General features: G+C 68.5%; 27 protein-coding genes. 12 read left to right on the top strand and 15 right to left on the bottom strand.

What is annotated here, in order from left to right; all coding sequences use genetic code 11:
- Positions 1-4: 4 nt before the first annotated feature.
- A complete protein-coding gene (locus tag G6N31_RS05410) occupies positions 5-910 on the bottom strand; it encodes a DoxX family protein (protein ID WP_098002600.1) in 906 nt (301 codons plus the stop codon).
- Between the two features lie 43 nt (positions 911-953).
- Between G6N31_RS05410 and G6N31_RS05415 the strand changes: the two genes are divergently transcribed.
- Positions 954-1772, top strand: a complete 819-nt coding sequence (locus G6N31_RS05415; protein WP_098002601.1) for an enoyl-CoA hydratase/isomerase family protein — start codon at positions 954-956, stop codon at positions 1770-1772.
- 95 nt (positions 1773-1867) lie between these two features.
- Here the strand turns inward: G6N31_RS05415 and G6N31_RS05420 are convergent, their stop codons facing one another.
- The 5 genes from G6N31_RS05420 to G6N31_RS05440 form a co-directional block, all read right to left on the bottom strand.
- Positions 1868-2389 carry a hypothetical protein gene (locus G6N31_RS05420; protein ID WP_098002602.1) on the bottom strand — a complete coding sequence of 174 codons (522 nt, stop codon included), beginning with the start codon at positions 2387-2389 and terminating at the stop codon, positions 1868-1870.
- A gap of 232 nt (positions 2390-2621) precedes the next feature.
- On the bottom strand, positions 2622-3479 hold the full coding sequence (locus tag G6N31_RS05425; protein WP_098002603.1) for an ABC transporter permease: 858 nt from the start codon (positions 3477-3479) through the stop codon (positions 2622-2624).
- On the bottom strand, positions 3476-4351 hold the full coding sequence (locus G6N31_RS05430) for an ABC transporter permease (protein ID WP_098002604.1): 876 nt from the start codon (positions 4349-4351) through the stop codon (positions 3476-3478). The genes G6N31_RS05425 and G6N31_RS05430 overlap by 4 nt, the downstream gene beginning before the upstream one ends.
- 6 nt (positions 4352-4357) lie before the next feature.
- Positions 4358-5539: a polyamine ABC transporter substrate-binding protein gene (locus tag G6N31_RS05435; protein WP_098002605.1), complete on the bottom strand. Its 1182-nt coding sequence runs from the start codon at positions 5537-5539 to the stop codon at positions 4358-4360.
- Between the two features lie 43 nt (positions 5540-5582).
- Positions 5583-6716, bottom strand: coding sequence for an ABC transporter ATP-binding protein (locus tag G6N31_RS05440; protein WP_098002606.1), 1134 nt, complete (start codon positions 6714-6716; stop codon positions 5583-5585).
- A gap of 328 nt (positions 6717-7044) precedes the next feature.
- Here G6N31_RS05440 and G6N31_RS05445 point away from each other — a divergent pair, with 328 nt between their 5' ends.
- Positions 7045-7476 (top strand): type II toxin-antitoxin system Rv0910 family toxin, encoded by a 432-nt coding sequence (locus G6N31_RS05445; protein ID WP_098002607.1) that lies wholly within the window; start codon positions 7045-7047, stop codon positions 7474-7476.
- Between the two features lie 8 nt (positions 7477-7484).
- Here the strand turns inward: G6N31_RS05445 and G6N31_RS05450 are convergent, their stop codons facing one another.
- Positions 7485-8960: an MFS transporter gene (locus G6N31_RS05450; protein ID WP_179964269.1), complete on the bottom strand. Its 1476-nt coding sequence runs from the start codon at positions 8958-8960 to the stop codon at positions 7485-7487.
- A gap of 105 nt (positions 8961-9065) precedes the next feature.
- Here G6N31_RS05450 and G6N31_RS05455 point away from each other — a divergent pair, with 105 nt between their 5' ends.
- Positions 9066-9545 (top strand): TspO/MBR family protein, encoded by a 480-nt coding sequence (locus G6N31_RS05455; RefSeq protein WP_098002608.1) that lies wholly within the window; start codon positions 9066-9068, stop codon positions 9543-9545.
- Positions 9546-9551: 6 nt separating this feature from the next.
- Here the strand turns inward: G6N31_RS05455 and G6N31_RS05460 are convergent, their stop codons facing one another.
- The gene (locus G6N31_RS05460) at positions 9552-10355 is read right to left on the bottom strand and encodes a siderophore-interacting protein (RefSeq protein WP_098002609.1); all 804 of its coding nucleotides are present in this window, start codon (positions 10353-10355) and stop codon (positions 9552-9554) included.
- On the opposite strand from G6N31_RS05460, the gene G6N31_RS05465 reads away from it, so the two are divergent.
- From G6N31_RS05465 to G6N31_RS05480, 4 genes are all read left to right on the top strand, one after another.
- Positions 10324-11028 (top strand): TetR/AcrR family transcriptional regulator, encoded by a 705-nt coding sequence (locus G6N31_RS05465; protein WP_342355827.1) that lies wholly within the window; start codon positions 10324-10326, stop codon positions 11026-11028. The genes G6N31_RS05460 and G6N31_RS05465 overlap by 32 nt on opposite strands.
- Positions 11025-11726, top strand: a complete 702-nt coding sequence (locus G6N31_RS05470; protein ID WP_098002610.1) for an SDR family NAD(P)-dependent oxidoreductase — start codon at positions 11025-11027, stop codon at positions 11724-11726. The genes G6N31_RS05465 and G6N31_RS05470 overlap by 4 nt, the downstream gene beginning before the upstream one ends.
- Positions 11710-12543: an acyl-CoA thioesterase domain-containing protein gene (locus G6N31_RS05475; protein ID WP_098002611.1), complete on the top strand. Its 834-nt coding sequence runs from the start codon at positions 11710-11712 to the stop codon at positions 12541-12543. The genes G6N31_RS05470 and G6N31_RS05475 overlap by 17 nt, the downstream gene beginning before the upstream one ends.
- Positions 12544-12608: 65 nt before the next feature.
- Positions 12609-13433 (top strand): alpha/beta fold hydrolase, encoded by an 825-nt coding sequence (locus G6N31_RS05480; protein ID WP_098002612.1) that lies wholly within the window; start codon positions 12609-12611, stop codon positions 13431-13433.
- Here G6N31_RS05480 and G6N31_RS05485 read toward each other — a convergent pair.
- Positions 13424-13819, bottom strand: coding sequence for a nuclear transport factor 2 family protein (locus G6N31_RS05485; RefSeq protein WP_098002613.1), 396 nt, complete (start codon positions 13817-13819; stop codon positions 13424-13426). The genes G6N31_RS05480 and G6N31_RS05485 overlap by 10 nt on opposite strands.
- A 261-nt stretch (positions 13820-14080) precedes the next feature.
- Here G6N31_RS05485 and G6N31_RS05490 point away from each other — a divergent pair, with 261 nt between their 5' ends.
- Both G6N31_RS05490 and G6N31_RS05495 read left to right on the top strand, forming a co-directional pair.
- Positions 14081-14473, top strand: coding sequence for a hypothetical protein (locus G6N31_RS05490; RefSeq protein ID WP_098002688.1), 393 nt, complete (start codon positions 14081-14083; stop codon positions 14471-14473).
- Between the two features lie 20 nt (positions 14474-14493).
- The gene (locus G6N31_RS05495) at positions 14494-14829 is read left to right on the top strand and encodes a DUF8129 domain-containing protein (protein ID WP_098002614.1); all 336 of its coding nucleotides are present in this window, start codon (positions 14494-14496) and stop codon (positions 14827-14829) included.
- Positions 14830-14831: 2 nt separating this feature from the next.
- Here G6N31_RS05495 and G6N31_RS05500 read toward each other — a convergent pair whose 3' ends face one another.
- The 4 genes from G6N31_RS05500 to G6N31_RS05515 are packed head-to-tail and all read right to left on the bottom strand — an operon-like array spanning position 14832 to position 17053.
- The gene (locus G6N31_RS05500) at positions 14832-15311 is read right to left on the bottom strand and encodes an SRPBCC family protein (protein WP_098002689.1); all 480 of its coding nucleotides are present in this window, start codon (positions 15309-15311) and stop codon (positions 14832-14834) included.
- Between the two features lie 46 nt (positions 15312-15357).
- Positions 15358-16347, bottom strand: coding sequence for an NAD-dependent epimerase/dehydratase family protein (locus G6N31_RS05505; protein ID WP_098002615.1), 990 nt, complete (start codon positions 16345-16347; stop codon positions 15358-15360).
- A 29-nt stretch (positions 16348-16376) separates the two neighbouring features.
- Positions 16377-16772: a VOC family protein gene (locus tag G6N31_RS05510; RefSeq protein WP_098002616.1), complete on the bottom strand. Its 396-nt coding sequence runs from the start codon at positions 16770-16772 to the stop codon at positions 16377-16379.
- Positions 16769-17053: an ArsR/SmtB family transcription factor gene (locus G6N31_RS05515; RefSeq protein ID WP_098002617.1), complete on the bottom strand. Its 285-nt coding sequence runs from the start codon at positions 17051-17053 to the stop codon at positions 16769-16771. The genes G6N31_RS05510 and G6N31_RS05515 overlap by 4 nt, the downstream gene beginning before the upstream one ends.
- A gap of 111 nt (positions 17054-17164) precedes the next feature.
- On the opposite strand from G6N31_RS05515, the gene G6N31_RS05520 reads away from it, so the two are divergent.
- Complete coding sequence (locus G6N31_RS05520; RefSeq protein WP_234815229.1) at positions 17165-19162, top strand: DUF7064 domain-containing protein; 1998 nt, start codon at positions 17165-17167, stop codon at positions 19160-19162.
- Here G6N31_RS05520 and G6N31_RS05525 read toward each other — a convergent pair.
- Positions 19159-19560, bottom strand: a complete 402-nt coding sequence (locus G6N31_RS05525; RefSeq protein ID WP_098002618.1) for a hypothetical protein — start codon at positions 19558-19560, stop codon at positions 19159-19161. The genes G6N31_RS05520 and G6N31_RS05525 overlap by 4 nt on opposite strands.
- A 232-nt stretch (positions 19561-19792) precedes the next feature.
- Here G6N31_RS05525 and G6N31_RS05530 point away from each other — a divergent pair, with 232 nt between their 5' ends.
- Positions 19793-21037: an MgtC/SapB family protein gene (locus G6N31_RS05530; RefSeq protein ID WP_098002619.1), complete on the top strand. Its 1245-nt coding sequence runs from the start codon at positions 19793-19795 to the stop codon at positions 21035-21037.
- 9 nt (positions 21038-21046) lie between these two features.
- Here G6N31_RS05530 and G6N31_RS05535 read toward each other — a convergent pair whose 3' ends face one another.
- Positions 21047-21820 (bottom strand): enoyl-CoA hydratase/isomerase family protein, encoded by a 774-nt coding sequence (locus tag G6N31_RS05535; protein ID WP_098002691.1) that lies wholly within the window; start codon positions 21818-21820, stop codon positions 21047-21049.
- Between the two features lie 68 nt (positions 21821-21888).
- Here G6N31_RS05535 and G6N31_RS05540 point away from each other — a divergent pair, with 68 nt between their 5' ends.
- Complete coding sequence (locus tag G6N31_RS05540; protein ID WP_098002620.1) at positions 21889-23559, top strand: cation:proton antiporter domain-containing protein; 1671 nt, start codon at positions 21889-21891, stop codon at positions 23557-23559.
- The last annotated feature ends 42 nt before the right edge of the window (positions 23560-23601 follow it).

Genomic DNA, 23601 nt, shown 5'->3' on the forward strand with positions numbered 1-23601 from the left:
GCCGTCAGCGCCGGAACCGGCGCTTCTTGACCTCGACGTTGGCGGTATCGGCCAGATCGGCTGCGCGCGAACGAGCTGATTCGGCTCGCGCACGGGCCAATTCGGCCCACTCACCGCCGCGTTCGCGGGTCACGTCGGCCAGCTCCGGGCCCCGTTCGCGGGCCACGTCGGCCAGTTCGTGGCCGCGTTGCCGGGCGACTGCTGCCAGTTCGGGGCCGCGTTCGCGCGCGACCTCGGCGAGCTCGTGGCCGCGTTGCCGGGCGACTGCTGCCAGTTCCGGGCCGCGTTCGCGGGCGACTTCGGCCAGTTCATGGCCGCGCTCCCGGGCAAGGTGGGCGAGTTCGCGGCCGCGGTCGGCACCGACGTGCAGACCCTGGTTGACCTTCTCCGCCCACTCGCTGTCGCTCAGGGCTCCGCCGGCGCCGGCGCCGACCGGCAGTGCACCCGACACCGCCGCCGACACCTTGCGGGCGGCCCGCCGCCCGCGCCAGCCGAGCGAGGGGCGACCCTCGGTGTCCACCGCGGCGATGATCAGGCCGCCGATCAGGCTGATGTCGGTGATGAAGGCGCGGCGCTCCTCGGCTTTGCGAGCCGGGTCGGAGACGTTCCAGAACGCGTGCCCGCCGAGCGAACTCGGCACCACGGTCAGCGCCAGCGCTGCCGAGGCGACGCGGGGCAGCTTCCCGGTCGCCAGCAACAGTCCACCGCCGATCTGAACGGCGGCGTTGACCCGGGCGACGGTCTCGGCGTCGGACGGGACATTGGTACCGACCGGGTCGGGCAGTTTGCTGAGTCCCTCGAGGGTCTGCCGGGTGGCGTCGGCAGCTGGCTTCGGGCTTCGCAGCGCATCCACACCTCGCGAGATGAATACTGCTGACAGCATGGGGCGCGCAACACGTCTGATCAACATGCGGCCTGTGTTCCCACGCTCATCGGGGTGCAAACTTGCCTCCATGACCGACCTGACCGTCACCGTCTCGGCCGGCGTGGCGGTGGTGACGCTGAATAGGCCGGAACGCCGCAACGCCTACACCGCCGAGATGGGGGAGCTGCTCAGCGACGCGTATCGGCGCTGCGATCAGGACGACGACGTGCGGGCCATCGTGCTGACCGGTGCCGGTGACGCGTTCTGCGTCGGCGCCGACCTCGCGGGCCCGCGCGATCCGTTCGAGGCCCCGCCCGCAGAGTTCACCGCCTCCCCGGTGGACCCCGCCGCGTTCGAGCTGCGGACGCCGGTGATCGCCGCGGTCAACGGCCACGCGGTCGGGATCGGCCTGACGATCGCGCTGCAGGCGGACATCCGCGTCATGGCCGGTGACGCGAAGTACGCCGTCGCGCAGGTGCGGCGCGGGGTGCTTGGCGATGCGATGTCGCACTGGACGCTGCCGCACCTCGCCGGCGTCGGTGTCGCCGCGAAACTGCTGCTGACGGGCCGCACGTTCGACGGGGCGGAGGCGCTGGCGATGGGCATCGCCAATCGCGCGGTTCCCGCAGCAGAGGTGCTCGGCGTGGCGATGGGGATCGCCGCCGACATCGCGCTGTCCGTCGCACCTATGTCGGCGGCGCTGAGCAAGCGGCTGCTGTGGGACACCGTCGCCCGCGGGTACCGCCCGCGCCAGGTCGCGCACCTGGAAACCGAACTGCACCGACGGGTGATGGGCAGTGCCGACGCCGCCGAAGGCGTGGCCGCCTATGTGCAGCGCCGCGATCCGCAGTGGACGGCCTCGGTGGCGCAGCAGTGGCGAGCACTGCCCGAGCCCCCGCCGGTTTGAGACTCACCTCGCCGTGGGATACGAAGCAGCGCAACGCGACCCGTCACCGAGCCGAGGCCCGGCCGGGTCACGCTGACGCCGATTCGTCGAGCGGATTACGGCGCAGGTACGGCGCCGCATCCGACGCCCGGAATGCAGCCTGCGGCCCCGCCCGGTCCGGCCGCACCCGAGGGTCCGCCGGGGATGGCACCGGCCGCGCCGCCCGGTCCGGCGACGCCGCCGGGTCCGCCGGGGATGGTCCCGGCTGCGCCCTCGGGTCCGGCGACGCCTGCGGGTCCGCCGGGGATGGCCCCGGCCGCGCCCTCGGGTCCGGCCGCACCGGCGGGTCCGCCGGGGATGGCTCCGGCCGCGCCGCCGGGTCCGGCGACGCCTGCGGGTCCGCCGGGGATGGCTCCGGCCGCGCCGCCCGGTCCGGCGACGCCCGCGGGTCCACCGGGCACCGCGCCGGCGACGCCCGGTGCTGCCGGCGGAGGAGGCGCCGGCGCCGCGCACCCGGTGCCGTACGGGTCATAGCAGCCTGGCGGGCCGCCGGCGGCGGCAATGGGCGCCACCGCCATAGCTGCGGCGAACGCGCCGCCCAGAAACAGTGAGGTGAGAGGTTTCGACGTGACCAGCATGCGGCGGCTAGTACCACCACCACCGGATTTCAAACCTCGACCGGACCAGTGCGCATGATGGCCCGGCGCGGGCGTGCACTCACGCCGACCAGGACGCCGAGCGTGAACTCCCGGCGGAGAAAAGCCCGCCGAGCCGCCCCCGACGCACACTCGCCGACGCCAACTCTCGGCCAGCCGACCGAGTACCGCGACGCGCGACGGCAGTGGCCGGACGTGGCGGGTGGGTGACCGGTCAGCTCTGGAACCGCTTGCGCCGCCACAGGGTCCCGATGGCCAGCAGGACCAGGCTCGCCACCAGGATGGCGGTCGCCAGCACATTGATCTGGGGCGGGACCGCGGCTTTGACCGCTGCGTTGACGTAGAGCGGATAGGTCACCGTCGAGCCGCTGACGAAGTAGGTGATGATGAAGTCGTCGAGCGACAGCGCGAACGACAACATCGCCGCGGCGACGATCCCCGGCACGATCAGCGGCAGCGTCACTTTGAAGAAGGTGCGGGCGGGGCTTGCGCCCAGATCGAGGGACGCATCCTCGAGGGTCCAGTCGAACCCACGGACTCGGGCGCGCACCGTCATCGCGATGAAGCTGACCTCGAAGGCTATGTGCGCCAACACGATCGTGGTGTATCCGGCGGCCCAGCCCAGGTCGAGGAACAGGGTGAGCAGCGCCGCGCCCATCACCACCTCGGGGGCCGTCAGCGGCAGGATCAGGAACGTGTCGACCGCACGCCGGCCCCGCCAGCGCTGCCGGACCAGGGCGATCGCGACCAAGGTGCCGAGCACCAGCGCCGCGGCGGTGGAGACGGCTGCGACGTTGAGGCTGAGCTTGAGAGCCTCGGTCAACGCCGGATATTTGAACGGATCGGCCCAGTTCTCCAGCGTGAAGCCCTGCCAGGTGTAGTTGAACTTGCCGACCGGTTTGTTGAACGAGAACAGGATGATGACGAAGATCGGCAGGAACAGATACAGCAGTACGAGTCCGGCGACGATCCGCAGCAGCAGATCGCCCCAATTACGGCGCGCCCGAACCTTCTTCGGCGTCGGTGGCTGCTGCGCGGCCGACGCCATCGCCGCCCCGGCCTGGGTCGTCATACCAGGTCCTCCGTGCCCAGAGCCCGCGTGTAGAGCAGAACGCCGACCAGAATCGTCAGCATCAACACCATGCTCAGCGCCGCCGCGGCCGGATAGTCCTTGACCACCAGGAACTGCTTTTGGATCACATTGCCGATCATCGTCGTCTGGGTGCTGCCCAGATAGTCGGCGTTGATGAAGTCGCCGACCGACGGGATGAACACCAACAGGCTGCCGGCCAGCACGCCGGGCATCGAGAGCGGCAGGATCACCTTGCCGAAACTGCGTGGAGCCGACGAGTACAGATCCTTCGACGCCTCGAGCAGCCGCGGGTCGATCTTCTCCAGGCTGACGTACAACGGCAGGATCATGAAGATGATCCAGTTGTAGGTCAGCCCCCCGATCACCGCCCAGCTGGTCGACAGCAGTCGCCCTTCGTCGGGCAGCAGACCGACCGCACCGAGCGCGCTGACCACCCAGCCCTCATCGGCCAGGATGGTCTTCCACGCGATGGTGCGGATCAGGAAGGTGACGAAGAACGGCAGGATGACCAGGCCCAGGATCAGGTTCTTGAAGCGGCCTGCCTTGAACGCGATGACGTAGGCCAGCGGGAAGGCCAGCAGCAGACACAGCACCGTCGCGGCCAACGCATACCCGAACGACCGCAGGATCTGGTCGCGGTACGTGCTGAACGCCTCACCGTAGTTGCCGATGTCCCATGCGAAGGTCAGTGTCGGCATGAACACCGACCCGGCGGTCTCCGACAACGACATTCGCGCCAACGTGAAGAACGGCACCACGAAGAAGATCGCGAGGTAGACCAGTGCGGGCAGCACCATCAGGTACGGAGCGATGCGGCTCCGCTGCCGACTGCTGCTGGCGACACCTGCCATCTCGGGTCAGCCGCCGGTGACGGCCGCGTATGCGGTGTTGTATTCCTGCGTCTGCTCGTCGGTCAGGGCCGCCCAGCTCTTCGAGCGGTCGAGCACGTCGGTGGGCGGGTTGATCAGCGGGTTGTCGGCCGCGGCGGGATCGACCTTCCGGAGCTCTTCGGTCATGTCCGACAACACCGGCACGAACTGGGTGTAGGCCACCAGCTTCGCGTAATTGGCCCGGTCGTAGATGTAGTCGATCCACGCCTCGGCTGCCCGCTGGTTCTGCGTGGTGTACGGAATTACCATGGTGTCCAGGAAGGTGGTGCCACCGGACTCCGGAACGACGAACTGCAGGTCGGGGTTGTCGGCTTGCAGCTGCACGATGTCACCCGAATAGGCCTGTGCGACAGCGATGTTGCCGGCGGTGAGGTCGGAGCTGTAGTCGTTACCCGTGAAGCGCCGGATCTGGCCTCGATCATTTTGCTCGCGGACCAGGTCAACGGCCCGCTGGACCGTCTCGCTGGTCGGGTTCTCCGGGGAGTTGCCCTGCGACAGCATGATCATGCCGAGCCCGTCCTGAACGTCGGAGAACAGGCTGACCCGACCGCGGAACGCGGGATCCCACAGGTCGTCGATGGTGCGGATGTCGCGGCCGGTGGCGGCGCGGTTGTAGGCCAGACCGACCAGCCCGGACATGTACGGGGCGGTGACCTTTCGGCCGGGATCGGCGCTGGCGTTGAGCAGATCGGGACGCAGGTTCTTCTTGTTCGGGACGCCGTCCTCGCTGATCTCGTTGAGCCAGCCGAGCTGGTTGAGTCGCACTGCCATGAACTCGGTGGGCACCACGAGGTCGGCGCCGATGTCCTGCTTGCGCGCGAGGGGCTCCTTGACCTTCGCGAACCACTGCTCGTTGTCGTTGAAATCTTCCTTGTAGTCGACGGTGATACCCGAGGCGGTCTGGAACGCCGCCACGAATCCGTCGGCCATGTACAGCGGCCAGTTCGACACCCGCAGCGTGCCGCTGGCCGGTCCGCCGTCATCCGTGGTGGAACCCGACGTGCCGCTGTCGGACCCGCAGGCCGCCAGCAGCGACGACCCGAGGGTCAGCCCGGCGGCGGCGGCCACACTGCCGCCCAGGAAGCGGCGGCGCGAGGTCCGGTTGGCGGTCAGGCGGGCCATCAGACGGGGATCGATTTCACGGGACATGGCGGGGGCGCCTTTCGTCGGCTCCAGTAAGGGGAGGGGGCGGTCAAGCGTCGTCGAGCATCTCCTCGAGATCCTCGGTGGTCGGGATATCGGCTCCGGGCAGCACCAGCGACGCTTCGGGGGCCCAGCTCACGTAGACCTCGTCACCGGGGCGCAGCAGCGGCAGGTCCTGTTCGGGTCCGACGTGGGCGATCACCGTCGAGGCGTCCGGCGCGGCCAGCGACAGCCGCACGACCGGGCCCTGGAACGTCAGGTCGGTGACCGTCGCGCGCACCCCGGCCAGGCCGGCGCCGGGGGCATCCATCGAAACCCGGACCCGTTCCGGGCGCACCATCAGCGTGGCGTGACCGCCCGGCTCGATGGTGGTGTCGCCGGGGCGCGCCTTGAGTGTCGAGCCGAGGACCTCGACCTCGACGAAGTCCCGGTTTGCGCGTCCGGTCTGACGGCCGGCCCACAGGTTGGCCTGCCCGATGAAGGACGCGACGAACACCGTGGCGGGCCGGTCGTAGATCTCGGTCGGGCTGCCGATCTGCTCCACGTTGCCGGCGTTCATGACCGCGATGCGGTCACTCATCGTCAGCGCTTCCTCCTGGTCATGGGTGACGTAGACAAAGGTGATCCCGATCTCCCGCTGGATGCGCTTGAGCTCGAACTGCATGAGGTGACGCAACTTGAGGTCCAGCGCGCCGAGGGGTTCGTCGAGCAGCAACGCGCTGGGATAGTTGACCAACGCGCGCGCCAGGGCCACCCGCTGCTGCTGGCCGCCCGAAAGCTGCGCCGGCTTACGCTCGGCGAACTCGGTCAGCCGCACCACCTCGAGCAGCTCGTCGACGCTCTTGCGGACCGTGCCCTTATCCCTCTTGGCACTGCGCGGCCCGTACGCGACGTTGTCCCACACCGTCATGTGGGGGAACAACGCATAGTGCTGAAAGACCGTGTTGACATTGCGCTTGTTCGGCGGTGTCTTCGACACGTCGACGCCTTCGAGCCGAATCGCGCCCTCGGTGGGCGTCTCGAAACCCGCGATCATGCGCAGGGTGGTCGTCTTGCCGCAGCCCGACGGGCCGAGCATCGAGAAGAACTCTCCGGGCGCGATGGCGAAATCGGCGTCTGCGACGGCGACATAGTCGCCGAACCGCTTGGTGACGTTCGCGATCTCGATGACCGGACCGCCCACGGTGCGAGCGGTCTGAGATCCCGCCGTGTGGTCTACAGCGGTGGTACGGGTGCCGGCCAGGGCAGGTCCTCCTCGGGTGCAGCCGTCGTGGCGGTGGGATAAACCTTCGCGGATGACGCCGACTCGCGCAAGCGATTCCGTGACGAATCTACCGTCGGACGATGGATTCCTTCGTTGATTGTGCGCTATGGCGCGAAATTCTGCGCGGCGGGCGCGCGGCGCATCACCGCCGGACCCCGTCCCGGTCGGTGCTGCGACGATTTTTCCAGGCCGGACCGGCGGCGCGGGGTCGTTTACTGCAGCGAGGTGCCGGGGTAGTGCAACCACCATGGCCACAGTTGACGTATCGGTGTCGTCGTCCCTGCATCCCGAACGAGCGTGGGTGCTCGCCTCCGATCTGCAGCGCTTCGACGAATGGCTGACGATCTTCGGCGGGTGGCGGAGCGAGGTGCCCGGCGACATCGACGTGGACACCGAAGTCGCGTCGTTGATCAAGGTCAAGGGTTTCCGCAACGTCATCCACTGGCGCGTCACCCGCTATGACGAGCCCAAGGAGATCGAGTTGCTCGGAAAAGGCCGCGGCGGTGTGTGCATCGCGCTGACGATGCAGGTGGAGCCGACGGGCGAGAGCGGCTCGGAGTTCCGGGTCATCGCCGAACTGAGCGGCGGACTGCTCTCGACACCGGTGGGGGGTGTGGTGGCACGCGTCATCAAAGGCGACGTGGACCGATCGGTGCGCAACCTGGCGGCGCTGCACTGACCTGCTCGTCAGCCCCACTCGTGATTCATCGCGCGAGATTCGTAGCGCGCTTCCTCGGAGGGTGACTGCTCGCGGCGCGGTTTCGACGCGGCGATCAGACCCATGACGAGCACCGCGGTCATCGCGCCGAGACCGAAGATCGCGACGAAGCTGCTTTGGGCCGGTGTCCCGGCCGCAGTGGTGCGGCCGAGCAGCAGCGCTACCACCGCCGCCGCGGTGGAGCTGCCGACGGTCCGGGCGATGGCGTTCATGCCGGTGGCGACGCCGGTCTCACCGGCTTCGCTGTCACTGACCACCAGCGCCGGAAGCGCGCCGTAGCCCAGGCTGATGTAGGCGTTGGCCAGCACGTTGGCCAGGATCACCTGCCAGGGCGACGCGTGCGCGAACGCGATCAGCAGGAAGCCCGCTACACCGGCGAAGGCGGCGACTATGAGTACCGGACGCGCGCCGAACCGGTCGATGAAGCGTCCGCTGATCAGTGCGATCACAAAGCCGGTGACGGCGCCGGGCAGCAGGTAGACGACGCTGGCCTGCAGCACGGTGGCGCCGAAGCCGTATCCGGCGACCTCCGGGGACATCTGGACGAACTGGGTGAGGCCGAGAAACGCGAAGTACAGCCCCATCCCGACGAAGATCGTCGCGAGATTGGTGAACAGCATGGTGCGCCGGACCAGCATCTGCGTGGAGACCAGCGGGCGTGGGCAGCGGCGTTCCCATTGCCACCAGCCGACGAGCACCGCGGCGCCGCCGACGAAGCTGGCGACGGTGCGGGGCGAATCCCACCCCCAGGTGGTGCCCTGGGTGACAGCCAGCAGCACCGCGGACAATCCGACCGCCAGACCCAGAGCGCCGAGCCAGTCGATGGACCCGTGTGCGGTGCGTGCGCGGTCGGGCACGATGAAGACCACCAGGGCGATGACGACGAGCGTGAACGCGGTGGTCAGCCAGAAAACGCGGTGGTAGTCGGCCTCCCCGGCCATCAGCAGACCGACCACCACCAGGCCGGTCCCGCCGCCGAACCCCAGCGTGCCCGACAGCACGGCCATTGCCGGCACGACTCGGCGCGGGCGCAGTTCCTCGCGCAGGATCGCGATGCTGATCGGGTACAGCGCGAAAGACGCGGCCTGCAGCACCCGCGCGACGATCAGCAGCGGCAACGAGGTCGTGGTGGCGGCCAGTACCGACCCGACCAATACAACGATCAACACGGCGAGCAGCACCCGCTTCTTGCGGTACAGGTCGGCCAGCCGACCGATCAGCGGTGTGGCCGCGGCCGCAGCCAACAGGTTGGCGGTGACAGCCCAGCTCACCGCGACCATGGAGGTGCCGATCTGCTCGGCGATGACCCCGAGCACCGGCACCACCGCCGTCTGCAGGATCGCCACGGTCAGCACCACCACGCTGAGTCCGGCGATCAGCACCCGCCCATCGCGCACGCCCTCGGCGGCCGGAATGTCGGCGCGGGCGGTCCCGGTGTCGCGCACGCCCACTCCGATCGTTAGCTCATCTTTGGTTCTGTCCGATTATGCGTCCGTTGGTCCGGCCGACGGAAATCGATGGAATCCCCCCGATCGGGGTATGGACCGTCTATGCGTTCATCGACTCTGGCCAAGACCGCGGCCGCGGCGCTGACCACCGCGGTGGTGGGTGGCCTCGCCAGCAAGGACTCGCAGTCGCTGTGGTACGCGCGGCTGCGCAAGCCCACCTTCCAGCCACCCCGGCAGGCGTTTCCGATCGTGTGGCCGATCCTCTACACCGACATCGCGGCGGTGTCGGCATCCACGATCGACACCTTCGCGGAGCGCGGGCACGAGCAGAAAGCGGCTGCCTATACGCGCGCGCTGGCGGCGAACCTGGTGCTCAACGCCAGCTGGTCGTGGCTGTTCTTCAACCGCCGCCGACTCGGTACCTCGGCGGTCGCGGCAGCGGTGCTGGCGGCCAGCAGCGCCGACCTGACAAGGCGTGCGGCAGAGGCCAATCCGGCCGCGGGCGCTGTGCTGGCCCCGTATCCGCTGTGGTGTGCGTTCGCGACGGCGTTGTCGACGCGGATCTGGCAGCTCAATCGCTGAGCAGGGTCACAGGCCGGCCTGCTCGCACGCATGGTCGAACTCCTCGAACGCCACTTTCCCGTCCTTGCCCGCGGCCAGAGCGCGCGCGTAGACGCTCAGCGCGTCTCCGCCCGCGGCGGCGAACCGCTCGTCCCATTCCTCGGAACCCTGCCGCCAGTACCCGGTGATGTCGTATTGGTCGATCGTCCATCCCCGGCCGCGCAGGTATTTGCGAACAAGACGCGATTGTCCGGCCTCGCCGGCGAACCAGCAGTAGCCGCGGCCGGGCGGTAAGCGGTAGGCACGTACGGCACGAGCCAGATCGCTCGGGGCGTGGCCGTTTCCGGTTCCGATGTGGGGGCGCACTACCACGCCGGGATGCCACGGCAGGTAGTCGAGATCGCGCCGGTCGGCGACTTCGGCGAACAGAATGGCCCGCTCGTCCGGCGCCATCTGCTCGAGGATGCGCGCGGCGGCCGGGAGCCCGGACAGGTCACTGACCAACAGCTGCCAGTCGGTGCCCGGTCCCGGTCGGTGCCATGCCCGGGCATGATCGAGACCGACGCGCTGACCGGGGACAGCCGTGGCGGCCCACCGGGTGCCGGGCCCACCGCAGTGGGTCGCGACATCGAGGGTGATCGCCGGGCCGTCCTGCGTCCGCACCGAATAGTTGCGCCCCTCCCCGTCGGCCGGATCGAAGTACACCCCGACCGCGGTGTCGGCGGCGTCGGGCAGGTTCAGCGCGGCCGGGTCCTCGACGTGCAACACGATGCGCCGGAAGCGGTCGCTCAGTGCCTCGGTGCGCACGACGGAGGCGGACGAGAACGGCATCCGGTCGACACTAACAGCCGGCCAGCTTGACGATCGGCTAGTGTGGTGCTTTACGATCGTCAAGGTCTGTTTGGCACGGGTGGAGGGAGAGGGCGCCGTGGCGGATGCCCCCGACACCCGCGGGCGACTGATCGACACTGCGGTCGCGCTGTTCACGCGGCACACGTTCGCCGGCACCTCGCTGCAGATGATCGCCGACCATATCGGCTTCACGAAAGCTGCGATCTACCACCACTTCCGGACGCGGGAGCAACTCCTGCTCGCGGTGCTCGAGCCACTGCTGAGCGAGCTGGGAACAGTGCTCGACGAGGCCGAACTGAAGCGCTCACCGCAGGCGCGGGCCGCGCATCTGTTGACGGGGTATTCCGGGATCGCGGTGCGCAACCGCGGCCTGGTCGGCGTGCTGGCAACCGACCCTAGTGTGGCCACGGCGTTGGAGGCTCGCACGGACTGGACCGAGCTGATCGAGCGACAACTCAAAATTCTCGCGGAGGTGGAGCCCGGCCCCGGTGGAACGGTGCGCGCCGCGATGGTGGTGGCCGGGATCGCTGCGGCAGCCGGACCGTTGTCGGCCGACCTTGACGACGACGAACTTCTCCGGCAACTGATCGAAGCCGGCCGACGGACGTTGGGAATCCGCGCACCGCGCACTCCACGAAAGGGAGACACATGAGAACAGCTGTGGTCACAGGCGGCAGCTCAGGGATCGGGCGGGCCGTGGCCGAGCGGCTGCGCGCCGACGGGCACCGGGTCGCCACCATCGACCTGGCGCCCTCGCCGAACGGGCACGGCCACATCGCCGACGTGACGCGCCGTGAGCAGATCGATGCTGCGCTGGAGGCGATCCGCGCCGAGCTCGGTCCGGTCGGCATCCTGGTCAACGCCGCGGGGCTGGACGGCTTCACAGCCTTCGCGGACATCACGTTCGACGCATGGCGACGTGTGGTCGACGTCAATCTCAACGGCGTCTTCCATACCGCCCAGGCGGTGCTGCCGGACATGGTGGCGGCGGGCTGGGGACGCATCGTCAACATCTCGTCGTCGAGCACGCACTCCGGGGTGCCCTACATGTCGCACTATGTCGCGGCGAAGTCGGCGGTGAACGGGCTGACCAAATCCCTGGCGCTCGAGTACGGTCCGTTCGGCATCACGGTCAACGCCGTCCCGCCGGGTTTCATCGACACCCCGATGTTGCGCAGCGCGGAGGGGCGCGGGCTGCTGGGCGACATCAACGACACCATCGAGGCCACGCCGGTGCGCAGGATGGGCCGGCCCGAGGACATCGCCGCGGCGTGCGCCTTCCTGGCCTCCGAGGAGGCGGGCTACATCACCGGACAGATCCTCGGGGTCAACGGTGGCCGCAACACCTGACCCGGGGCCGGCGGCCCATTTCACTGTCACCGACGGTGGCTTTCTGTCGACCCGTTACGCCCAGAGTCACTGGGGCCCAGACCATCTCAACGGCCCCGCGGTGGTCGGCCTGGTCGCGCGGGCGCTCGAACACGAGTGCGCCGAGGAAGATCTCCAGCCGGCGCGACTGACCGTCGACCTGCTGCGCGCGGCACGCAACGCACACACGCTCGTCGCGGTCCGCGTGGTACGCGAGGGCCGACGGGTCCGCAGTGCGCACTGCGACGTCACACAGGGCGGCCAACGGGTCGCGCACGCCTCGTTGCTTTCCTACCGACGGTCGGCCGAGCCGCCCGGGACGCTGTGGCGCAACGGTCAGGCGTTTCCGTCGCCACCGCGGCCGGACGGATCCGTCCTACCCTACGTGCACAGCGACCCGGTGGGCTGGACACGCTCACCGGCCGAGCATCAGAACGATTCGCGCAAAAGGTTTTTCAACGACGGCATCAGAGTGGTTGCCGACGAGAACAACTCGCCGTTCGTGCGGGCCGCGATGGTGGCCGAGGCAACCAGTCTGGTCACCAACCTGGGCTCGTCGGGGATCGGCTACATCAACGGGGACCTGACGGTCTCGCTGTCGCGGCTGCCCGTCGACGAATGGATCGGCATCCAGGCCGACGGCCACCAGGCCACCGATGGGATCGCCGTCGGCACCGCCACGCTGTTCGATCACCTGGGCCCGTTCGGCGCGGGAATGACCACTGCCGTCGCCAATCCTGCCGCGCAGATCGACTTCTCCGCACGCAATTTCGGTCCGGGCGACATCAACTACGAATAGCCGCTCTTCGGTCAGCGCGGGGTCCCGGGCGGGTGTAGGTTGCGGTCGGGAGCAAGGAGGCGGCCATGCCGACGGTGGTGACTCGCGACGGTGTCGAGATCTTCTACAAGGACTGGGGGGCGGGCCGGCCCCTGGTGTTCAGCCACGGCTGGCCGCTGTCGTCCGATGACTGGGACGCCCAGCTGATGTTCTTCCTGCAGCGCGGTTACCGCGTCGTGGCCCATGATCGCCGCGGTCATGGCCGCTCCGAGCAGGTCGCCGACGGTCACGACATGGACCACTACGCCGACGATCTCGCCGCGGTGGTCGAGCACCTGGACCTGCGCGACGCCGTGCACATCGGACACTCCACCGGCGGCGGGGAAGTGGTGCGCTACCTGGCCCGACACGGCGAGTCCCGGGCCTCCAAGGCCGTGCTGATCGCAGCCGTGCCGCCGCTGATGGTGCAGACCGACGCCAACCCCGACGGCACGCCCAAGGCACTGTTCGACGACTTCCAGGTGCAGGTGGCGACCAATCGGGCGGCGTTCTACCGCGCCGTCCCCGAGGGTCCTTTCTACGGATTCAACCGCCCCGGGGTGGACCCGGTGGAAGGTGTCATCGCCAACTGGTGGCGGCAAGGCATGATGGGCGGCGCAAAAGCCCACTACGACGGTGTGGTCGCGTTCTCCCAGACCGATTTCACCGACGATCTGACCAAGATCGAGCTGCCGGTGCTGGTGATGCACGGCGACGATGACCAGGTGGTCCCCTATGCGGCGGCGGGGCCGCTGTCGGCGAAGCTGTTGCGCCACGCGACGCTGAAGACCTACAAGGGTTTCCCGCATGGCATGCCGACCACGCACGCCGACGTGATCAACGCAGACCTGCTGGAGTTCATTCAGTCCTGAGCGGTGGCTTCGCGCTGGATGCGCTCGAACTGCGCACCCATCGCGTCGGCCAGCGCGGTGGCTGCCGACAAGGGTCGCACCATCACCGTGAAGTCGTCGATCAAGCCGTCGTCGTCGACGTGCAGGAAGTCGCAACCGGTCAGCTTCCTGCCGGCCACGCTCGCCTCGAAGACCAGGGCGTGGTCGCGCCCACCGGCATCGTTGATCTCACGGGTGTAGCGGAAGTCCTCGAACACCCGCATCACACCGCGCAGAATCGCCGCGGTCATCGCCTTGCCCCGGTAGGGCTTGAACGCGACCGGGCTGGTGAACACCACGTCCTCGGCCAACAGGGCTTCAATGGCCGCCGCGTCGCGAGCTTCCACCGCTTCCCGGAATGCGTGCATCTGTGCAGTTTAAATCTCGCCGATTCGGTTCAGCGCGTCGTCCCTGGGTACAAGCGGACTGAACAGCCCACCACGACCAGGGGCGGGGCGTCGGCTGGGGGCGGCAGGACGCCTCGCCCCGCCGGTCGTCGAGCTCAGCGCAGCGTTGGCGCCCAACGTGTTCCGCTGCGCAGGTGACCCAGGCGACGGAGTCGACGGGGTTTCGTCGGCGACCGTGAGGGCTATGGCTCCCTACAAGATCCCCCGATGAAGGAGATGATCATGAGCACCGATGATGCGGGCGGCACCACCGCCAACGACCTGGGCGGTGCCGACGACATGCTCAGCCCGATGGAGTCCACCGACCCCGACGACATTCGCAACGCCGACGGCGACGAAGTCGTCGATCCGCCGGAGGACTGGAGCGGTGTCGACAAGACCGGCATGTCCGCCGAAGAGCAGCGCCAGGGCGAGACGCTCGACGAGCGGCTGGCCGAAGAGGTCCCGGACGTGACGCCCGACGGCGTCGATCCCCGCGACGGCGTGATCGGCGGGCCCGCTGATGACGAGGCGATCGCCGGTTCCGACGCTGCGCCGGAGGCTCCCGGGACGCATCGGGGCCAGGTCGACGGCGCTCCCGAGGACGGCGACCCCCTCTACCAGGTCGTCGAATAGCGCAGAGAGTAGGCAGAGTTATGACAGATTCCCACGAACTGCCGATCCCCGACTACGACCAACTCGCGCTCGGCGACCTGCAGCACAGGATTCGGTCACTGACCGCAGATCAGCTCGGCGTGGTGTTGAATCACGAGGCCGGCCACGCCGCCCGTGTGCCCGTGCTGGAGATTCTCGAGGCGCGCCAGCGCGAGCTGGAAGCTGGAGCGTCGCCCGCACCGGGCGATCCCGGCAACGCGCCGGGCGTGCAGTCCTCACCCGGCGGGTCACCGGTGCAGGAGTCGACCGCCGCGCCCGGCGGAACGCCGTTGCGCCATGGCGTGGCCAATCAGACGCCCAAACGCGGCCGGCCCTGAATTCAGGCCTCCGCGTCGGTACGGCGCTCGGCCAGCGCCGCGAGTCGCCATGTTGCTTCGCGGTTGCGTGGATAGACCAAGGCCAGCGACGCCGAGTGCGGCAACCACTTCATCGGTGCGCTCACCGGTACCTCGGCCATCTCGATCCGGCATCCACCGCCGGGCAGGTCCTGCAGTTTCATCGTGATCCGCGCTTTGCCGAAGGGCCGTCCGTTGGCGATCAGCACGACCTCCCGTCCGGGGTCGCAGGAGTCGACGACGGTGCTGTCGTTGATCACCAGCGGCCAGACACCGATGGAGTGGTGAATGGTGCTGCCGGGCTGCGGCCACTTCGGGTCGACCGCGCGCATCCGGCTGTTGCCGACCACCCACTGTGAGTACACCCACCCGTCGGCGATGACGTCCCATACCTGCTGCCGGGACGCGGATGTGTCGCGCTGCACCACCAGCGAACTGCGGGCTTCTTCGGGTTCAGTCATCATCGACACTCCCGTTACCCGCGGTCCGCAACGACAAACCTCGACGGGGTCAGAGGCGACCGACGCGCCGCAGTCCCTCGACGGTGTCTGCGAGGGTCTCGGCGGGATCGCGCTGGGGCATCCCGAGGTCACGGACGCTGGGGGAGTCGTCGGATTCCGGCATCTGGGTGTAGTACTGCATCGCGGCCGAATCGATCGGGGTGTCGAACGGAAGATAACCGCCGATCAGGTCGAACACCCGGCCGACGCTGCGCAAGGCGACGTCGGGCACGGGATAGACGAACAGTGTCTGTCCGGCGGCCGCGCCGATGGACTTGGCCAGTTGGTCCACCGGAACCCGCGCTCCGCCGGCCATGTAGCGGCGCGGACCGCGACCGGGTTCGAGCAGCGCCACATGCAGGTCCGCGAGGTCGCGGACGTCGATGACGATCCACGCCGCGCTGCGGCCGGGCACACCGCGCATCTTCACCGACGCTTCGACGCCTTCGGCGGCCTCGCCGAACTGCTCGCCTGCCGGGGGGCCGAGCACCATTCCCGGATAGGTGATGGCGACTGGGGCGCCGGCGTCCTGAAGGCCCCGTGCGTAGGCTTCCACCGCCGCCTTGGAGCGGCCGTAGCCATCGCTGCCGCCGACGACCGGTAGGTCTGCGTGCAGGGTGTCGAGGTCGGGCCGGAACAGCGCGGTGAAGCTCGACACGTGCACGATCGGGTCGAGCCCGGCCGCCACCGCGCCGCCCAGGATGTTGCGGGCGCCTTCCAGGTTCGTGTGCAGCATCTCGTCGGTGCGGTCGGGGTCGGTGGAGACCATTGCCGCGCAGTGGATCACGGCGTCGCAGCCTTCCAGCGCGGTCTTGGTCGACGACGCGTCGGCGATGTCGCCGATGACGTGGTCGCTGATGTCGACGCCGATGTCGCCGGCGCTGGTCTCGAGCCGGCCGGCGTTGCGGACGAGGAACCGGACCTGGTGTCCGGCGTCCTGTGCCGCCTTGGCCGTCCATGCACCGACGAATCCGGTTCCTCCGGTGATCAGTACTTTCACGGTCGCGCTATACCCCGTTTCGTGCCGGGTCACCCGGCCGCGTTGTGCTGCTGGATCTGGATCAGGTTTCCGCAGGTGTCGTCGAGCACGGCGGTGGTCACCGGCCCCATGTCCGTCGGCGGCTGGGTGAACTGCACGCCGAGTCCCTGCAGCCGCCGATGCTCGGCGGCCACATCGTCGACGAGGAACGCGGTGTAGGGGATGCCGTCGGTGACCAGTGCCGCTTTGAATGCCTGAGCGGCGGGATGCTCGTCGGGTTCCAGCGCGAGTTCGGTACCCGCAGGCTCGTCGGGCGAGACCACCGTGATCCACCGGTGCCGGCCCAAGGGGATGTCGAACTTGGTCGTGAACCCGAGGACCCCGGTGTAGAACGCAAGAGCCTTGTCCTGGTCGTCGACCATGACGCTGGTGAGTCCGATTCTCATGTCGATTCCTTCGGTTGGTGCGGCCAGCGCTGGAGGATCTGCTGCAGCGGAGCGGTATTGAGGTGATGGAACTTGTAGCGTCCGGCACGCCGGGTCTCGACCAGTCCTGCCTCGGCCAGCACATCGAGATGCTGGGAGATGGCCTGACGCGAGGATCCCAAGCCGTGTTTGGTCGCCAGTCGAGCGCAGATCTCGAAGAGCGTCTGACCGTCTCGTTCGGTCAGCTCGTCGAGGATCGTGCGCCGGGTGGGATCGGCCAAGGCCTTGTAGACGTCACCCACGCCGTGACGATAGGCAAGTCGATACTTGCCTGTCAAGAGCCCTGTTGACGGGCGTCAACTTTTTGCGCGAGATCGGCTTTCCGGGTGGGCGCGGTGCTATACGTTGACCGGGTGTCTTCCTCCCTGCGTCCCCAACTCATCGAAACCGTCGACGATCTGAGCGTTGAGTGGCTCACCGCCGTCCTCGGTGCCGGCACGGTCACCGACTTCGCCGTCGAGCGCATCGGTACCGGTCAGATGAGCGAGTGCTACCGGGTGACGCTGACCTACGCCGACGGTGCGGACGGCCCGGCCTCGGTGGTCCTCAAGATCGCCGCGCCGGCGGGCAGCAGCCGGCAGACCGGCGCGACGATGGGGCTCTACGAACGCGAGGTGCGGTTCTACACCGACATCGCGCCCGGACTCGAGGGGCCTGTCGCGCAGTGCTACCACGCGGCCTATGACCCGGACAGCGGCGCGTTCGACCTGGTGCTCTCGGACGCCGCGCCTGCCGTGGTGGGCGACGAGATCCGCGGCGCCAGCCCCGACCAGGCGCGGCTGGCGCTCACTCAGATCGGGCTCGTCCACGGTCGGTTGCTCGGCAACGAAGCCCTCGAGGGCGCCGACTGGATCAATCGCGAGTCGCCGGTGACCCAGGATCTGATCGCCGCGCTCTACGCGGGCTTCATCGACCGTTACGCCGACCGGATCGCTCCGGAGCACCGCCAGGTATGCGAACGGTTCGTCGAGGTGTTCGATGCCTACATGGCCGCCGAGAGCGAAGCCGACGCTCCCCGCGGTCTCGTGCACGGCGACTTCCGCCTGGACAACATGCTGTTCGGAACCGCCGGCTCCGACCAGGCGCTGACGGTGCTGGACTGGCAGACCGTCACCTGGGGTCCCGCGTTCAGCGACGTGGCGTACTTCCTGGGGTGTGCGCTGCCCGTCGACCACCGGCGCGCGCAGTACGACGAGTTGCTGGCCGCGTATCACCAAGCGCTGGGACCGAATTCGGGCGTGACGATCGACGACGTCCGGCACGGGGTTCGGCGCCAGAGCTTCTTGGGGGTGCTGATGTCGATCGTGTCGCCGATGCTGGTCGAGCGCACCGAGCGAGGCGACGAGATGTTCATGGCGATGATCGAGCGGCATTGCCAGCACGTGCTCGACACCGACGCGTTGGCGCTCCTGCCCGAACCGTCGGAGTCCGAACCGTTGCAGCCGACCGTCGAGGACGAGGGACGCCACGACCCCACCGACGAAGCGCTGTGGAACGAGAGCTGGTACTTCGACTTCGCCGACACCGGCCAGGATCTCGGTGGGTGGATTCGGTTGGGGCTGGTGCCGAACCAGGGCCACACGTGGATCAACGCGTTGCTGTGCGGGCCCGGTATGCCCACCGTCGCGCTGCTGGACTTCGAGGCGCCGCTGCCGCTCGACCACACCCGGGTGCGCACCGAGGCGATCGAGTTGTCCTTCGACGTCGCCGAGCCGTTGCAGATCTTCCGGGTCACGGTCAACGGACGAGGTCAGGCGTTCGACGATCCGGCGGAGTTGCTGCGCGGGGGCGAGGGCCGGTCCGTCGACGTCACCATGGATCTGACATGGCAGACGGTCGGCGTGCCCTACCAGTACCGGATGTCCACGCGGTATGAGATCCCGTGTTCGGTCTCGGGTTCGGTTGTGGTGGACGGCAAGCTCTTCAGGCTGACCGACGTGCCCGGGCAGCGGGACCATTCGTGGGCCGCCCGGGACTGGTGGAGCATGGACTGGGTGTGGAGTGCGCTGCACCTCGACGACGGCACCCACGAGCACGGGGTCGAGATCCGCATTCCCGGTATTCCGCCGATGTCAGTCGGTTATCTGCAGACGCCGGGCGCGCCGCTGCGCGAGCTGCACAAGGTGACACCCGAGAGCACCTTCGCCGGTGATCTCCCCGTACGTATGCAATTGTCGTGTGCTCCAGGAGATCTGGCGCTGACATTCGACGTTCGCGGACACGCCCCGGTGCTGTTGACCGCAGCGGACGGGCGGCTGAGCCGCTTCCCGCGGGCCTGGGGAACGGTCACCACCGCAGACGGGCGCACCGGGGCCGGCTGGGTGGAGTGGAACCGCAGCCAGCAGGGTTAGCGCGTCGGTTTGCGCGGCGGCCTGGTGGGTTTGGTCTCCGGTGGCGGGTTCCCACGTTTGGCGAAGCGGCCCAGCGTCGAGACGCCCGGCACCGACGCCGCGGCCCGGAACACGTCGTTGCCGGTCGCGACGAGCGCCTCCAGCTGCGGCAACAGGGCGTCGAGGGTTCGGACCATCGGGTCGGCCAGGGCGAAGTAACGTTCGGCACGGTCGATGGTGGCGTTGAGGCGCTGGGTGGCGGTCGCCAGGTTCTCGATGAGATCGGGTAGCTCGGCGGCGAGCTGAACCGACGCCGGCGGTATGCGCATGGCGCTGGCCGCCGCGGCTTGGGCCGACTCGACGGCGGCCTGCGCGGCGGCCTTGATGTCGTTCGGGTTCGGGATCTTCTGAGGAGCCATATCCGCACGATGCCTCACTGTCGTGCAGGTCGGGGCGAATTTACCCAATTGTTCGCCCGTCGGAATGGGACGGCGATCACTCCGGTTGCAGCGGGGATGGCGGTCGGCGGCCGGTTCTCGCTCACCGCGCAGGATGAGCAACCGCCGTACAGTTTCGTCACCGCCGATCGTGATTCGGATGCGTCCCACGCACCGGCTGAGCGAGGATTACTCGACGTAGTGAGGAGCGTCGGTGAGTTGGCAACTGGTTCAGCCGTTTCTGATCGCGCTCGCCATCGGCCTGCTGCTCGGGCTCGAGCGCGAGCGCAGCCGCAGCAGTCGGTTGCCTGCCGGGTCACGGTCATTCGCGCTGCTCGCCCTGATCGGTGCGGTCGCGGCCAGTTTCAGCGGCGCGGCGGTCGCGCTCGGCCTGGCCGGTGTGGCGGCGGTGATGGCCTTCGCCTACTTCCGGACCAGTTCCGAAGATCCGGGGACGACCACGGCGCTGGCCGCGATCGCCGCCTACATGCTGGGTGCGCTTGCCTACACCCGCCCCGCGCTGGCGGTCGCGCTCGCGGTCGTGGTGGTGGCATTGCTGGTGTCCAAGGCCAGAATTCATCACTTCGCCCGTGACATCATCAGCGAAGCCGAACTGGAAGACGCCGTTAAGTTCCTGGTGGTGGCGTTCGTCGTGCTGCCCCTGCTGCCGGATCGCGGACTGGGTCCCTACGGCGTCCTCAACCCCTCGAAGGTGTGGCTGTTGGTGGTCCTGCTGACCGGCATCAGCTGGATCGGCTACATCGGTGTGCGGGCTCTCGGCCCCGAACGCGGTCTCCTCGTCACGGGGTTGGCCGGCGGGTTCATCTCGGCGACTGCCACGACGGCGTCGATGGGGCGGCTCAGCAGGACCGGACCATTGCGAGCGCCGTTGGCGGCCGCGCTGGTCGCCAGCGTGGCCACCTTTCTGCAGCTTCTGCTGGTGGTCGGCTTCGTCGACCCTGACGTGCTGCGCCGGCTGTGGCTTCCGGCGGCTGCCGGGGCAGTGGTGCTGATCGGTATCGCCGCCGTCGTCTACCGCAACGGTGCGCACGACGACGCGCGGTCCGACGGTGAGCACATGACGTCACAGCCGACGAGCCGCCCATTCGCGCTGCGGCCCGCCCTCGTGCTGGCCGCGGTGCTGACTGCGGCGCTGCTGCTCGGCCGGTGGGGCTCCGACGTGCTCGGCGCGCAGGGGACCGTGCTCGCCGCTGCTGCCGCAGGTCTGGCAGACGCACACGCCGGCAGCGTCGCGGCCGCCAGTCTTGCCGCCCGCGGTGACATCACCGTCGACACCGCAGTGATCGCTGCGGCCGCCGCGTTCGGCTCCAATCTGATCGTCAAGGCGGTGCTGGCGTTCGTCGCCGGCGGTCTTCGGTTCGGACTCGGATTCAGCGCGGGCATGGCGTCGCCGGCGGTCGTGTTCGGCGCCGGCGTAGCCGCTGCAGTGCTTCTCTGAGAGCGCCCGTCAGCGGCCCCGCCAGTCCGGCTGGCGCTTCTCCTGCCAGGCCCGGATTCCTTCGGCGACATCCTCGGTGGCGCCGACGACCTTGCGCATCGTCTCGCCGAACCGTACCGACTCGATCCAGCCCATGTCGGCGGTCCGCCACGCCACCTCCTTGGTTGCGCGCTGCGCCAGCGGAGCGGCCCGGGTGAGTGTCTTCGCCCATGCCCATGCTTCGTCGCGCAGCGCATCGGGCTCGACCAGGCGCCACACCAAGCCCACCTCCTTGGCCCGCTCGGCGGTCATCGGTTCGCCGGTCAGCAGCAGCTCCATGGCATTCGCCCAGCCGACCCGCTGCGGAAGCCGGATGGCTCCGACGATCGTCGGCGTCCCCAGTTTGACCTCGGGAAACGAGAAGCTGGCTTGGGTGCTGGCAATGACGAAGTCGCAGAACAACACTCCGGTCAGCCCGTAGCCGATGCACGGACCTTGAACCGCGGCGATGGTCGGCTTGAACAACTCCATCCCGGATTCGAACGAGTTGATCGTCGGCTTCTCCCAGAACGTGCCGCCGAACGTGCCGACCACACCCTCGCCGTCGCGCAGGTCACCGCCCGCGCAGAACACGCTGCCATTGGCGGCCAAGATGCCGACCCACGCGTCTTCGTCATCTCGGAAGCGGTCCCAGGCGGCGTTCAACTCGCCGCGCACGGCCCCGTTGATCGCGTTGCGAGCCTCCGGCCGGTTCAGGGTGATGGTCGCGATGTGGTCGGCCAGCTCATAGGTCACGAGGCTCATGGCTGCACTGTAGTGACCCGCCTCGCGCATAATGACCGGCGAGAGGCCGGACCGAACAGGGGAGCACAGTGACAGCGACAGTCGTCGCGATCTATCTCGTCGTCACGTTCGGTCTGGGCGGCGTCGCGTTGGCGCTGCGCCTTCCGCCGCTGGTGGGGTTCCTGGCTGCCGGGTTCGTCCTCAACGCGATCAACGTCGAGGAAATGCCGCAGCTGGACGTGCTGGCTGATCTCGGTGTCACGTTGTTGCTGTTCGCGATCGGTCTCAAACTCGACGTGCGCTTCCTGCTGCGCCGCGAGGTCTGGCTGACCACCTCGGCGCATCTGGTCCTCAGCGTCGTCCTCGGTGGGTGTGTGCTGTGGCTGGCCGCGGTCGCGGGGTTGTCGATGTTGTCGGGGCAGAGCGTGCAGACCATTGCGCTGCTCGCCTTCGCGTTGTCGTTCTCGTCCACGGTGTTTGTCGTCAAACTCCTCGAGGAGCGCGGCGAATCGAATTCGCTCTACGGGCGCATCGCCATCGGCATCCTGGTGATGCAGGACATCGTCGCGGTGGCCTTCCTGACTGCCACCAGCGGGCATCTTCCCAGCCCGTGGGCCTTGGCCCTGGTCGGGCTGTGGCCGCTGACCCGGGCGGTGCGAAGGATCTGGGACCGCCTCGGCCACGGTGAGATGCAGTCACTGTTCGGCATCGTGATGGCGCTGGTTCCCGGCTACGCGCTGTTCACCGCCGTCGGGCTCAAAGGTGATCTCGGAGCGCTGATAGTCGGCGTGCTGCTGGCCTCCCACCCGGCGTCCGCCGAGCTGTCGAGATCACTGTTCCACATCAAGGAACTGCTGCTCGTCGGTTTCTTCGTGTCGATCGGCCTGACCGGGCTGCCCGACCTCCCGACCCTCACGGTCGCTGTGGTGATGGTGTTGCTGCTGCCTCTCAAGGCGGTCGGGTACGTCGTGCTGCTGTCGCTGATGCGATTGCGCTACCGCACCGCGATCCTGGCCGGCCTGAGCCTGATGAACTACTCCGAGTTCGGGTTGATCGTGGTCTCGGTCGGGGTCTCCGTCGGGCTGTTGGCGGAGGCCTGGCTGGTGGAGATGTCGATCGCGGTGGCATTGAGTTTCGTCGCCGCGGCGTTGGTCAACGGCCGCGGACATCTGATGGTCGAGAAGATCGCGGCACGGTTGCCGGCCCAGGACGAATCCACCTTGCAGCCCGAGGAACGTCCCGTCGACGCCGGCGACGCCGAGGTGGTGGTGATCGGGATGGGCCGGGTCGGCTCCGCGGCCTACCAGCGGCTGACCGGGCACTACGGGCTGCGCGTGGTCGGCGTCGACTACGACGGCGCGCTCATCGCCCGGCACGCCGACAACGGGTTGCGGGTGGTCGAGGGAGACGCCACCGACCTGGACTTCTGGAACCGGCTCCGGCACTCCGAGTCGGTGCGGATGGCGGTACTGGCCATGCCCCGCCACGGGGCCAACGTCAGGGCGCTGGACTGCTTGCGGGAGTCCGGGTTCAGCGGCACGGTGGCGTCGGTGGCCCGCTACGACGACGAAGTGCAGTGGGCCAAGGACAACGGGGTCGACATCGCGTTCAACGTCTACGCCGGTGCGGGTCTGGAACTGGCCGACCAGGTCGGCGCGTCCGACGCCCGTGCGGCCGGCGACCCCGAACCCGACGGCAATCCGCCGACCGACACCCGGTCGGTCCGTCGCGAGGGTGACATCACCGACGACGGTGAGTGACGACGAACGCAACGTGCCTCGCATGACCGCGACGAGGTGCCC

The organism is Mycolicibacterium duvalii (genome assembly GCF_010726645.1).
Classification (GTDB): domain Bacteria; phylum Actinomycetota; class Actinomycetes; order Mycobacteriales; family Mycobacteriaceae; genus Mycobacterium; species Mycobacterium duvalii.

Coding starts and splice junctions, on each gene's coding strand:
- G6N31_RS05410 (WP_098002600.1), bottom strand. CDS start 910: ATGTTGATCAGACGTGTTGCGCGCCCCATGCTGTCAGCAGTATTCATC.
- G6N31_RS05415 (WP_098002601.1), top strand. CDS start 954: ATGACCGACCTGACCGTCACCGTCTCGGCCGGCGTGGCGGTGGTGACG.
- G6N31_RS05420 (WP_098002602.1), bottom strand. CDS start 2,389: ATGCTGGTCACGTCGAAACCTCTCACCTCACTGTTTCTGGGCGGCGCG.
- G6N31_RS05425 (WP_098002603.1), bottom strand. CDS start 3,479: ATGACGACCCAGGCCGGGGCGGCGATGGCGTCGGCCGCGCAGCAGCCA.
- G6N31_RS05430 (WP_098002604.1), bottom strand. CDS start 4,351: ATGGCAGGTGTCGCCAGCAGCAGTCGGCAGCGGAGCCGCATCGCTCCG.
- G6N31_RS05435 (WP_098002605.1), bottom strand. CDS start 5,539: ATGTCCCGTGAAATCGATCCCCGTCTGATGGCCCGCCTGACCGCCAAC.
- G6N31_RS05445 (WP_098002607.1), top strand. CDS start 7,045: ATGGCCACAGTTGACGTATCGGTGTCGTCGTCCCTGCATCCCGAACGA.
- G6N31_RS05455 (WP_098002608.1), top strand. CDS start 9,066: ATGCGTTCATCGACTCTGGCCAAGACCGCGGCCGCGGCGCTGACCACC.
- G6N31_RS05460 (WP_098002609.1), bottom strand. CDS start 10,355: ATGCCGTTCTCGTCCGCCTCCGTCGTGCGCACCGAGGCACTGAGCGAC.
- G6N31_RS05470 (WP_098002610.1), top strand. CDS start 11,025: ATGAGAACAGCTGTGGTCACAGGCGGCAGCTCAGGGATCGGGCGGGCC.
- G6N31_RS05480 (WP_098002612.1), top strand. CDS start 12,609: ATGCCGACGGTGGTGACTCGCGACGGTGTCGAGATCTTCTACAAGGAC.
- G6N31_RS05485 (WP_098002613.1), bottom strand. CDS start 13,819: ATGCACGCATTCCGGGAAGCGGTGGAAGCTCGCGACGCGGCGGCCATT.
- G6N31_RS05490 (WP_098002688.1), top strand. CDS start 14,081: ATGAGCACCGATGATGCGGGCGGCACCACCGCCAACGACCTGGGCGGT.
- G6N31_RS05495 (WP_098002614.1), top strand. CDS start 14,494: ATGACAGATTCCCACGAACTGCCGATCCCCGACTACGACCAACTCGCG.
- G6N31_RS05500 (WP_098002689.1), bottom strand. CDS start 15,311: ATGATGACTGAACCCGAAGAAGCCCGCAGTTCGCTGGTGGTGCAGCGC.
- G6N31_RS05510 (WP_098002616.1), bottom strand. CDS start 16,772: ATGAGAATCGGACTCACCAGCGTCATGGTCGACGACCAGGACAAGGCT.
- G6N31_RS05525 (WP_098002618.1), bottom strand. CDS start 19,560: ATGGCTCCTCAGAAGATCCCGAACCCGAACGACATCAAGGCCGCCGCG.
- G6N31_RS05535 (WP_098002691.1), bottom strand. CDS start 21,820: ATGAGCCTCGTGACCTATGAGCTGGCCGACCACATCGCGACCATCACC.